The 10911-nt window shown below is 75.3% G+C and carries 9 protein-coding genes; 3 read left to right on the forward strand and 6 right to left on the reverse strand.

The window, feature by feature from the left end:
* Positions 1 to 108: 108 nt before the first annotated feature.
* Both ACTT8P_RS15130 and ACTT8P_RS15135 read right to left on the reverse strand, forming a co-directional pair.
* The gene (locus tag ACTT8P_RS15130) at positions 109 to 1893 is read right to left on the reverse strand and encodes an aminotransferase class I/II-fold pyridoxal phosphate-dependent enzyme (RefSeq protein ID WP_442832142.1); all 1785 of its coding nucleotides are present in this window, start codon (positions 1891 to 1893) and stop codon (positions 109 to 111) included.
* A 95-nt stretch (positions 1894 to 1988) separates the two neighbouring features.
* Entirely contained in the window at positions 1989 to 3218 is a 1230-nt protein-coding gene (locus tag ACTT8P_RS15135) for a styrene monooxygenase/indole monooxygenase family protein (protein ID WP_442832143.1), read from the reverse strand.
* Positions 3219 to 3775: 557 nt separating this feature from the next.
* Here ACTT8P_RS15135 and ACTT8P_RS15140 point away from each other — a divergent pair.
* Entirely contained in the window at positions 3776 to 4714 is a 939-nt protein-coding gene (locus ACTT8P_RS15140; protein WP_442832144.1) for a TauD/TfdA dioxygenase family protein, read from the forward strand.
* A gap of 69 nt (positions 4715 to 4783) precedes the next feature.
* Here ACTT8P_RS15140 and ACTT8P_RS15145 read toward each other — a convergent pair whose 3' ends face one another.
* Positions 4784 to 6331: a carboxylesterase/lipase family protein gene (locus ACTT8P_RS15145; RefSeq protein WP_442832145.1), complete on the reverse strand. Its 1548-nt coding sequence runs from the start codon at positions 6329 to 6331 to the stop codon at positions 4784 to 4786.
* A 186-nt stretch (positions 6332 to 6517) separates the two neighbouring features.
* Here ACTT8P_RS15145 and ACTT8P_RS15150 point away from each other — a divergent pair, with 186 nt between their 5' ends.
* On the forward strand, positions 6518 to 6985 hold the full coding sequence (locus tag ACTT8P_RS15150) for a MarR family winged helix-turn-helix transcriptional regulator (protein ID WP_442832146.1): 468 nt from the start codon (positions 6518 to 6520) through the stop codon (positions 6983 to 6985).
* Between the two features lie 5 nt (positions 6986 to 6990).
* Here the strand turns inward: ACTT8P_RS15150 and ACTT8P_RS15155 are convergent, their stop codons facing one another.
* Together ACTT8P_RS15155 and ACTT8P_RS15160 are read right to left on the reverse strand one after the other, a co-directional pair.
* Positions 6991 to 7452, reverse strand: a complete 462-nt coding sequence (locus ACTT8P_RS15155) for an anti-sigma regulatory factor (protein WP_442832147.1) — start codon at positions 7450 to 7452, stop codon at positions 6991 to 6993.
* Between the two features lie 193 nt (positions 7453 to 7645).
* A complete protein-coding gene (locus ACTT8P_RS15160; protein WP_442832148.1) occupies positions 7646 to 8806 on the reverse strand; it encodes a PP2C family protein-serine/threonine phosphatase in 1161 nt (386 codons plus the stop codon).
* A gap of 166 nt (positions 8807 to 8972) precedes the next feature.
* Here ACTT8P_RS15160 and ACTT8P_RS15165 point away from each other — a divergent pair, with 166 nt between their 5' ends.
* The gene (locus ACTT8P_RS15165) at positions 8973 to 9458 is read left to right on the forward strand and encodes a MarR family transcriptional regulator (protein ID WP_442832149.1); all 486 of its coding nucleotides are present in this window, start codon (positions 8973 to 8975) and stop codon (positions 9456 to 9458) included.
* A gap of 160 nt (positions 9459 to 9618) precedes the next feature.
* Here ACTT8P_RS15165 and ACTT8P_RS15170 read toward each other — a convergent pair whose 3' ends face one another.
* A complete protein-coding gene (locus ACTT8P_RS15170; protein ID WP_442832153.1) occupies positions 9619 to 10587 on the reverse strand; it encodes a threo-3-hydroxy-L-aspartate ammonia-lyase in 969 nt (322 codons plus the stop codon).
* Between the last annotated feature and the right edge of the window lie 324 nt (positions 10588 to 10911).

Genomic DNA, 10911 nt, shown 5'->3' on the forward strand with positions numbered 1-10911 from the left:
GGCGGGCCGGCCGCCACCGGTCCGCGCTCCGGTGCCTCGCCGGGACGGCCGTCCCCGCCCGCCGGTGACCGGCCCGGCCGGGTGCCCGGACCGCCGTACCGGTCCGGGTCAGCCGACCGGTCCGGCGGCCGTGGCGGCGACGGTCCGGGGCGTGGCGGGGCCGGCCGCCGGGCCCGGCCGGAGCGTTTCCAGGGCGGCGTGGCAGGCGGCGACGATACGGGTGTTCTCGGCGGTGTCCCGGACCGCGACGCGCACCGCGCGGCCCCCGTAGGCCGGTGACAGCGGGGTGAGGTCGCGCAGGTACACCCCGTGGCGGCGGCACTCGGCCACCATCCGGGCGGCGCCCGGCCCGTCGGGCGGCAGGGTGAGGGTGAGGAAGTTCGCCACGGACTCCTCGACCGTCACCGTCGCGTCCAGGGCCGCCAGGCCGGCGGCGAGACCCCGGCGCAGGGCGCGGGTGCGCAGCCAGCGGTCGGTGTAGTACGCCGGGTCGCCCAGCGCCGCCACCGCGGCCAGCTGGGCCGGGAGCCCGAGCTGCCAGGGCGGCGTCCACTCGCGCAGGAGTGCCGCGGTGGCCGGTTCGGCCACCAGGTGGGCGACCCGCAGGCCGGACAGCGCGTACATCTTCGACAGCGAGGCGCAGACCACCACCCGCGGGTCGGTCGCGGCGAGTGCGGCGAGCGACTCGGTGAGTCCCGCGTAGCCGATGTACGCCTCGTCGATCCACCAGCGGGTCCGGGGCGGCGCGGCGGCGAGCAGCGGCCGCAGCCCGGCGGCGGGGGCGTGCACGCCGGTCGGGTTGTTCGGGTTGACCAGGACGACGAGGTCGTAGTCGCCGGCCGCGACGGTGGCCGCCAGCCGGTCCGGGTCGATCCGCCAGCCGTCCTCGCGGCGCAGCCGGAACCGGTCGACCCGGCAGCCGATCACCCGCTCGGTGACATGGGCGTACTCGCCGTAGCAGGGGTCCGTCAGCAGCACCCGGCTGTCGGGGGTCAGCCACCGGCCGAACGCCCGGTAGATCAGGTCGGAGGAACCGGCGCCCACCGCGAGCGTCTCCACCGGCAGCGCGCGGGCGGCGGCGATCCGCGCGAGCAGCCCCTCGGCCCCGGCGGGCGGTGAGGTGCGGGCGGTCCAGGCCGGGTCCTCGGCGAGCGCCGCCCGCACCCCGGGGGCCGGCGGGAACCAGGCGTCCAGCACGTCGGCGGCGACGATCCGGTGGCGCCGGCCCAGGTCGGTGAAGTCGGTGCCGATGGCGGTGAACGAGGCGCCGCCGTGTTCGCAGCCGTCCGGCGGAAAGGCGAACGGCACGTCCAGCCGCCAGTCGGTCCGGGCGCGCAGCCGGTCGACGGCGGCGCGGTGCCGGCCGGCCGCGGCCCGGCTCAGCTCGCGCACGCTCCCGGTCAGCACCTCGAAGGTCGGGGCGCCGCTGCGGACGGTACGGCCCGCGGGGCGCAGTCCGGTGGCCAGATACATGGGGAGCAGGTCGGTGCGGCCCATCGCCACCACCCGGCGGCCGCCCCGGGCCGCGATCCAGCGCAGCGCCGCGTACATCAGCAGCGGCGCGGCGGCGGTGGACCGGCGCTCCGGTTCGACGGTGAGCAGCCGGACCTCGAACACGCCGTCCTCGGCCAGCACCGGCAGTTCCTCGCGGGTGAGGTACTTCTCCAGCGCGTAGCGGCCCGCCCCGGGCGGTGTCACGCTGACGAAGCCGGTGCGGACCGGGCCGTGCGCCACGACCAGGTACACGTTGTCGCCGTCGAGCCCGTCGTGCAGCTGTCCGGACGGGTGCGGCGGATGCTGGCCCAGTTCCCGCGCGTACACCCGGTGGCGCAGTTCGTGGATCCAGGGGAGATCCTCGGTGGTCGCCATGCGCACTTGCGGGTCACGGGCCATGAGTACCTCTTCCGCCGCGGGATGGGCCCCCATCGTGCGGGACGGCGGCGGGGCGGGGCAGCGCGGTGGGACGCAGCCGGTGTGAGTACGCGTACTCAGGCGCGGTCGGCCGCGGTGTGCCGGGCCAGGAACGCGTGGGTGCGCTCGGGGGTGGCGACGATGCGCCACTGCCGGTCCGGGTGGCCGAAGTTGTCGGTGAACTCGTCGGCGGCGCCGCGCAGTTCGCTCATGGCGCCGAGCAACTGCCGTACGTGTTCGGGTGGCTGGAGCATGAGGTCGGACCAGCCGGCCGCGCCCCTGACGACCTCGGCGCGGCGGGTGGCGACCCGGCGGCAGAACAGTTCGTCGAAGACGGGGTCCGCCAGGACGGCCTCGGCGACCACCTCGGCGCTGTAGGAGGCGATGTTGGCGCCCTGCCCGACGATGGGGTCGACGACGGTGTGGGCGTCGCCGAGGGCGAGCGCGCACCGCCCGCCGGGCAGTCGCGCCCAGTCCGCCCGTACGGTCGGCACGACCGCCGTCCGGACCAGGTCGAGCGGGCCGGTGAGGCCGAACCCGGCCGGTGCGGTCCGGGCGGCGACGGTGGGGTGGTGGGCGGCGAGTTCGTCGAGCACCGCCCGGCGGAAGACGGCCGGACCGGTCCGGTGGTCGATCTCGCAGAGGGCGTCGGCGCCGCCGCCGGGCACGCACTCGAAGAGCAGCGCGGTGACGTGTCCGTCGCGGGAGTACAGCGGTATCTCGATCAGTTCGCCGCGGCCGGGGGCCAGCGACAGGGTGACGCCCTTGGGTTCGGCCGGGGCGATGCCGTGGTAGAGGCCGGCGCACAGCCGGCGGCGCGGCGCGGTGGCCGAGCCGGGGCCGTCGAGCCGGGCGAAGAGACCGGCCAGCGGTCCGCGTCCGGCGGCCACCACGAGGAGGTCGTGCCGGGCCGCGAGCCGCTCCACGTCGGCGGCGGCCACCGGGCCCACCCGCAGCTCGCCGCCGCGTTCCTGGAACACGTCGGTCAGGGCGGGCAGCACCAGACGGTGGTCGACGCCGCAGGAGGGGCTGGTGAAGTCACCGCGGAAGGACAGCGGGCGGGGGCCGCCGACGTAGTGGTGGTGGCAGGTGTAGCCGTATTCGGCGGCGGACCAGAAACCGACACCGAGCGCCGCCTCCCGGCGCAGGGTGGGGGCGTGGTGCGCGACGGTGGCCGGCAGCCGGCCGGTGGCCACCTGGGCCGGGGTCCGGTCGCTGTAGAGGGTGACGGGCAGGTCGTGCTGCCGCAGCAGAAGGCCCAGGTGGAGACCGGCGATCCCCGCCCCGATGATTCCGATGTCCGGCATGGCGACGCTCCTGGGAGGCGGCCGTCGCGCCCCGTCCGCGCGGGGACCGCGACTTGGTGGCTGGCTGGTGCGTGGGGTGCATGGGCTTGCGCGGGGAAGCCCTACCCTCCCGCGCGGCCGGTATGCGCGGTGTTCCGCGGGGCGGGCACCGCGGCCGGCGGGGCGGTGGCCGCGGGGCTCGGCCGCCCGTCCCTCAGTGGGTGGTCACGGCGGCCCGTTGACAGCCGGGCGGCTGGATCACACAATCGGTCCATGCTCATCTACTGGTTCGAGTCAGCCGCGGGGCCTCTGCGCGTCCCGAGGCGAACCGGGTGTGAGCGCTCCGGCCGTTAGCCGGAGACCTTCCGCGCGTCCGAATCCGAGCCCGAGGGCTCGGTGTTTTCACCGCGTTCACCGGCGTCCCGTCGCATCGGACGCCCACCCGCCGTTGCCGGAGCCGGCCATGACGGCGGCGCGCCGCGGACGGCCCTTTCCCGCGTACCGGGTGGTGTCCCGTCCGCCCCGCTCCGCGTGTCCGCCGTGCCGTTCGCCCGCCCCGGCCCGAAGGAGAGGACCCCATGACCGCCACGGTCGACCTGCCGGCAGCCACGCTCCGCACCGCGCGCATCCCGGGAGACGGGATCTACGAGGGGCCGCGCGTCCTGCGCCGGCTGCCCGACGGGTGGCAGGAGCGCCCGTACGAACTCTTCGACGTCGTCCCGCGGGCCCGCACCATCGGGGCCGAGATCCGCGGGGTGGACCTCTCGGGTCCGCTGTCCCCCGCCCTGCGCGCGGAGCTGGACCGTGCTCTGTTGGAGTGGAAGGTGCTCTTCTTCCGGTCCCAGCACCTCAGTTCCGACCAGCAGCGCGCCTTCGCCCGGAACTGGGGCGAGCTGGAGACCAACCCGCTGCTGGCCGCCGGCACCAGCGAGGACGTCGTCCGCTTCGACAAGAGCCGCGGCGCCACCCCCACGTTCGAGAACGTCTGGCACACCGACGTCACCTTCCGCGAGCGCCCGGCGCTGGGCGCGGTCCTGCAACTGCGCGAGGTGCCCCCGTTCGGCGGTGACACCATGTGGGCGGACATGGCCGCCGCCTACGACAACCTCCCGCAGCAGGTGAAGGACCGGATCGACGGTGCCCGCGCGGTGCACGACTTCATCCCCGGCTTCGCCCGCTTCTACGGTCCCGAGCGGCTCGCCCCCTTCCAGGACCGCTTCCCGCCCGTCGAACACCCCGTGGTGCGCACGCATCCGGCGACCGGGCGGCGGATGCTGTTCGTCAACACCTCCTTCACCACGCACATCACCGGCATGGACCGCGAGGAGAGCGACCGGCTGCTGCGGTTCCTGTTCCAGCAGGCGCATGTGCCGGAGTACCAGGTGCGGTTCCGCTGGCAGCCGGGCGACATCGCGTTCTGGGACAACCGCGCCACCCAGCACTACGCCGTGGGCGACTACGGCACCGATCACCGCGTCGCCGAGCGCGTCGCCATCGCCGGCGACCGCCCGTACTGACCCCGCGCCCCCGGGTCCGGCCCGGGACGGGGTGACCGTCCCGGGCCGGGTCGCGCGGTCCGTCGGAGATCAGGAGGCGGACTGGTCCCACAGGTCGCACTTGTGCCGTTCGGGGAAGGTGGTTCCCGGGGTGATCGCCTCGGGGGCGAGGGTCTGCACCTGCGGGAAGAGCGGCCAGCGCGGCGCGCCGGCCGCGTACGGGACGCCGGTCTTGGCGAAGTTGGTCCAGTAGCCGAGCATCGAGTCGGCCAGGGCGTTCTGCGCGGGGGTGCCCTCGACGCCGCCGAAGACGTAGCGGATCTCGGAGCCGTGCGGGGCGCCGATCGGGAAACTGACCGGCAGGCCGAGGTGGTCCATGGCCTGGCGGTCGGCGAACTCGTACTGGTAGGACCGCACGTACCGGGCCGCCAGACCCGCCGTCCGGGACTGCGGGCAGGCGAACGGGGAGTCGGTGAGGATCGCGCCCAGGGCTTCGGCGGGCGTGCCGTAGTCCGAGAGCGGATAGCGGGCGAGGATCGCGTCGGCCCGCTCGCCGTACAGGGCCCGGACCGCCGGCGGGTATCCGGCGGCGGTGAGCGGGCGGCCGGCCAGGTCGTAGGTGGTCGCCACGGAGAGCCGGCCCTCGTCGGCGGTGGTGCCCTGGAGCACGGGGACCCGGTGGAACCGTCCGCTCTCCAGCGCGTCGGTCACCTGCCGGGGCAGTACCGCGCCGTCGACGTTGGGCGTCCAGCGGGCGGTGGGACTCTGCGCGGCGGTGAGCAGCCGGTCGGCGGGCAGCGCGCGCAGGCACGCGGCGTCCGCGCAGCCCAGCGACTGGGCCCAGGCGGTGCCGCCGCGCTCCTGCGACTCCTGGGTGGGCAGGGTGAACCCGCAGCCCGACTGGGCGATGGCCCGGTCGAACAGGCCCGCGGTGCGCGGCGAGACCAGGTTCTGGCAGACGCTGCCGCCGCCCGCCGACTCGCCGAAGATCGTGACGTTGCCGGGGTCGCCGCCGAAGGCCGCCGCGTTGTCGCGTACCCAGCGCAGCGCGGCCTGCTGGTCGAGCAGGCCGTAGTTGCCCGAGATGCCCTCGGCGGACTCCCCGGCCAGGCCGGGATGGGCCAGGTAACCGAAGGCGCCGAGCCGGTAGTTGAGGGTGACGACGACCACGTCGCCGTCGGCCGCGAGGGTGCTGCCGTCGTAGAAGGCCCCGGAGCCGACGGTGAAGCCGCCGCCGTGGATCCAGACCATCACCGGCCGTTTGAGCGGGGCGGGCCGGGCCGGGGTGTGGACGTTGAGGTAGAGGCAGTCCTCGCTGGGGGTGCCGGGTCCGGCCAGGTCGCCCCACGGGCTGCCCGAGGCGGTCTGCATGCACGGGTCACCGGGGGTGGTGGCGTCCCGGACGCCGGACCAGCGCGCGGGCGGCACCGGCGGGCGCCAGCGCAGCGATCCCACCGGCGGGGCGGCGTAGGGGATGCCGAGGTAGGAGTGCGCGCTCTCGCCCGCCGCGCCCCGTACCTGGCCGTAGCGGGTGGTGACGGTGGGGCCGTCGGCGGCGACGGCGGGAGTGGACCACGCCCCGGTGGCCAGCAGCAGCAGCGTGCCCGCCCAGACCCCTATATGTCGTGCCCATGACATTCCAGTTGGCATTACGGGTACCTCCGTCGGGAGAGGGTGCCAAGCAACGACCTCCGCAGTCTCGCCGTACCGGGGTCCGGCCCGCACCACGTGAATCACCGGTCCCCGGACACATCCGGGCCGGCCCCGGCACCGAGCCGGGGCTCGGTCTTGCGTGTGCCGCGGGTCTTCGGGTACAGCCTTTGCATGACCCGTCTCGACGGTCCCGGTGACGACCTCCAGGCCGTCGCCCGGGAGCTGGCCGGTGCCGTGGACAGTCTGACGACCCTGTGGTCAGTGGCGGCGCAGGGCGCGGCGCTGCGGCTGTCCCCGCATCAGCTGCGCGCGCTGCGCACCCTGGAGGAGGCGCCGGGGCTGAACCTGACGGGCCTCGCCCAGCGGCTGGACATCGGCCCGCCCACCGCCAGCCGGCTCTGCGACCGGCTGGTGGCGGCCGGGCTGCTGGAGCGGGACGCGCATCCACACCGGCGGCGGGAGGTGCGGCTGCGGCTGAGCACCCAGGGCCGGCGGGTACTGGACGAGGTGGCCGACCGGCGGGCGCGGGCGCTGGCCCGCGCGCTGGCGGGGATGGCGCCCGCCGACCGGGCGGCGCTGCGCCGCGGACTGCGGTCCTTGCGCCAGGCGGCCGTGGAGCCGGGCCCCGCCGCGCAGTGAGCCGTTCAGCACGGTGCCGCCGGGTCCCAGACGACGACGGTGACCGCGGTCCCCCGGCCGGGTTCCGTCTCGATCGCGAACTCGTGGACCAGCCGTCTGGCCCCGCTCAGGCCGAGTCCGAGGCCGCCGCCGGTGCTGTAGCCGTCGCGCATCGCCCGCTCGACGTCGGGGATGCCGGGACCGTTGTCGGTGAACACCAGCCGGACGCCCCGGGCCCGCTCGCCGCCCAGCGTGCCGATGTCCAGCTGTCCGCCGCCGCCGTGCAGCAGGGTGTTGCGGGCCAGCTCGCTGGCCGCGGTGACGAGTTTGGTCTGGAGCACCAGGCCGAACCCGAGGCCGGCCGCGGTCCGCCGGACCTGCTGCCGGACCCAGGCCAGGTCCGCGTCGGAGCCGATCGGCAGGATGACGGTGGCCGCGCGCACCGGGGCCGGCCCGGCGGCGGGCCGGTCCCGCGCGGGTGCGGTCATCGCGGACTCGCCGGCCCGGCCGCGGCGGACCGTTCCCGGCGGTCGGTCAGGGAGACTCCGGCCCGCTCCGTCACCCGCATCGTCTCCCTCAGCGCGACCGCCCGGGGCCGCCGTCGGCCGTGCCGTCCCGACCGTTTATTGCCGTATGACAAACATTAGCCCGGCGCGGGCCGCGGGAACAACAACGCGGGGGTCAACGACCGTGCCAGTCCAGGCAGACCACGAGGGCGTCGTCGTCCGGCGCGCCGCGGCCGCGGTGGCCGGTCAGCTCGCGCAGGACGGCGCGCGGCACCTCGGCGGCGGGCAGCAGCCGGGTGGTCTGCACGGCCCGGGCCGGCGCGCCGTCGCCGTAGACCTCCCCCTTCGGCGAGACGGCCTCGTAGACCCCGTCGCTGACGGAGACGAGCCGGTCGCCCGGCCGTACCTCGAACTCCTGCGCAACGTAGTCGGTCTCCTCGAACATGCCGAGCGGCAACTGGGCCTCGAAGTCGACCCGTTCCACCCGTCCCGCGCGCAGTCGCAGCAGCAGCGGGGAGCCGGCGTCGACCACCCGGGCGCGTCCCGTGGCGAGTTCGAAGTCGAACATGAGGACGGAGAGATAGCTGCGGCCGCGGTAGTGGGCGAAGACCGCCTGGTCGGCCAGGCACGCCTGGTCGGCGATCGGCAGGCCCGCCCGGCGCGCGTTGCGCAGGGCGTTGACCGCCAGGTTGGTCAGCAGCGACGCCTCGGTGCCCTCGCCCATGCCGTTGGTGACGTACAGCATGAGGTGGTCGGCGGTCGCGGACCAGTCGAAGTTGTCGCCGAAGACGGCGTACGCGGGCTCCAGTTGGGCGCCGAGTTCGTACTCGGGCCGGGCGCAGGAGCGGCCGGGCAGCAGTTGCCACTGCATCTCGGCGGCCAGGGTGAGCCGGTCCGTGCGGCGGGCCAGCAGATAGCGGTCGGTGTCGCGTTCGGCGACGATCAGCTCGTGCCCGAGCACTTCGGCGATCTCCGCGAGTTCGGGCAGGGCGGCGCGCGCCCGGTCCGCGTCGGGCAGTTGCACCGACAGCACGCCGAGCCGGTCGCCGCGCACGGTGACCGGCAACTGGGCCCGGGCCCGGCCGTCGCCGGCCGGTTCCAGGTACGGCTGCTGGGCGCCGAAGGCCCGGCCCGCCGGGCCGTTGTGCACGGAGACGGGGTGCCCGGTCTCCGGCGGTGCGGTCACCGGCCGCAGCACGGTGAGGCCGTAGTCGACGAGATAGAGCTGGACGTCGTCCGCCGCGTATCCCCGCGCCAGTGCGCGGCGGGCGGTCTCGGGCAGTTCGTGGGGCGCCGCCGTGCGCAGCGCGCGTACGGCGGTCTCAAGTCTGTACACGGCAGTGAATGCACCTGTCCTCTTCTGTCTTGGGGCACCTGTCCTGAAGGCACCTGTCGTGGGGCACTCGTGCTGGGGCGTTCGTCTTCGGGGCGCGGGACGTCGGCGACGTCGGCCGGCGGCGCGCGCCTAGTAGGCTGACGGCTCGTCCAGCGCCTGCGAGAGGGTGATCGTGAGCGTCTTCCGTCCCCGCCCGGAGCCCGCTGAGGTCGCGCGGGTGACCGCCACGGCCGCGGAGCTGCTGGAAGTTCTGTGGGGCCGGGCCTCGACCGCCCCGGCCTCCGCGTCCCAACTGCGCGTCCTGCACATCCTGGAGCACCACGAGGGCATCACCCTGGGCGCCCTCGCCGACTCCCTCGCCTCCACCCCGCCGTCCACCAGCCGGCTCTGCGACCGGTTGCAGGCGGCCGGTTTCGTCGAGCGGGCGACGCGCCCGGACGACCGGCGCGAGGTCCAGCTGCGCCTGAGCGGCCGGGGCCGCGCCTTCCTCGCCGACCTGCGCGAGCGGCGGGAGCGGGAGGTGCGGTCGGTGCTGGCGCTGATGTCGGCCGCCGAGCGCGGCGCGCTGCTGACCGGGCTGGAGGCGTTCTGCGCCGCCGCGACGGCCCGGACACACGGCGACGTCCGCGAAGTCGACGGCCGTACGGCCTGACCCTCATCCCGCCGGAACCCGCCGGCCCGCTGCCCGTTCATGTGCGACACGGCCACCACGTCCGGGGCCGCCTCCTCTCGCGAGCCGGATACCCCGTGCGGCGCGCGATGTGCCCGGCCCGGCCTGTGGCGAACGTCTCGGGCCCGGCGTCCGCCCCGGGTCAGCCGGCCAGCAGCGCGCCGAACCGGGCGGCGTCGACGTTCCCGCCGGAAGCGATGACGCCGATCCGCCGCGGCGGTTTCTCGACACGGCCGGCCAGCAGGGCGGCCAGCGCGGTGGCGCCGCTGGGTTCGAGGACGATCTTCAGTCGTTCGAAGGCGAAGCGCAGGGCCTGCACGATCTCCTCGTCGGTGACGAGCGCGATGGCGTCCACGAGGCGCCGGTTGACGGCGAAGGTGATCTCGCCGGGGGTGGGCAGGGCCTGGCCGTCGGCGATGGTGTGCGGGACGGGCACGGTGACGCGCCGGCCGGCGGCGAGGGAGCGCTTGGTGTCGTCGCCCGCTTCGGGTTCCACGCCGATCACCCGGACCGCCGGGTGCAGCGCCTTCGCGGTGACGGCGCTGCCGGCGATGAGCCCGCCGCCGCCGACCGGTACGACCAGGGCGTCCAGCGGGCCGGTGTCCTCGAACAGTTCGAGCGCGGCGGTGCCCTGGCCGGCGATGACGTGCGGATGGTCGTAGGGCGGGATCAGGGCCATGCCGCGGTCCCGGGCGAGGGCCTCGCCGAGCGCGGTGCGGTCCTCGGTGTAGCGGTCGTAGGTGACGATCCGCGCGCCGTATCCGGCGGTGGCCGCCCGCTTGGCGCGCGGGGCGTCCTCGGGCATGAGGATCACGGCGGTGGTGCCGAGTTCGCGGGCGGCCAGCGCGGTGGCCTGGGCGTGGTTGCCGGAGGAGTAGGCGGCGATGCCCTTGGCCCGCTGCTCGGGGGAGAGCCGGGCGGCGGCGTTGTAGGCGCCGCGGAACTTGAAGGCGCCGACCCGTTGGAAGTTCTCGCACTTGACGAAGACCTCGGCGCCGATGCGCGCGTTCAGCGTGCGGGAGGTCAGTACCGGGGTGCGGTGGGCGACGCCCGCGAGGCGCGCGGCGGCGTCGCGGACGTCGTCGAAGGTCACGGGCGAGGCGGCGGCCATGTTGCGTCCCTGGAAGGTGAGGCGGCGGTCCAGGAGGACCGGGTGGGGAATGCGCACCCGGCGTCAGCCTAGTGACGGGGGGCGCGTACGGGACACACGCGGGCCGGGGAAGGGCCCGATGGGGAAAGACTGCGGGCGGGGAAAGGCTCTGGGCGGGGAAGGACTTCGGGCAGGGAGGAAGCGCGGCCGGGAAAGGACTTCGGGCAGGGAGGGAGCGCGGCCGGGAAAGGACTTCGGGCAGGGAGGAAGCGCGGCCGGGAAAGGACTTCGGGCAGGGAGGAAGCGCGGCCGGGAAAGGACTTCGGGCAGGGAGGAAGCGCGGCC

Source organism: Streptomyces sp. JW3 (assembly GCF_052216785.1).
Lineage (GTDB): Bacteria > Actinomycetota > Actinomycetes > Streptomycetales > Streptomycetaceae > Streptomyces.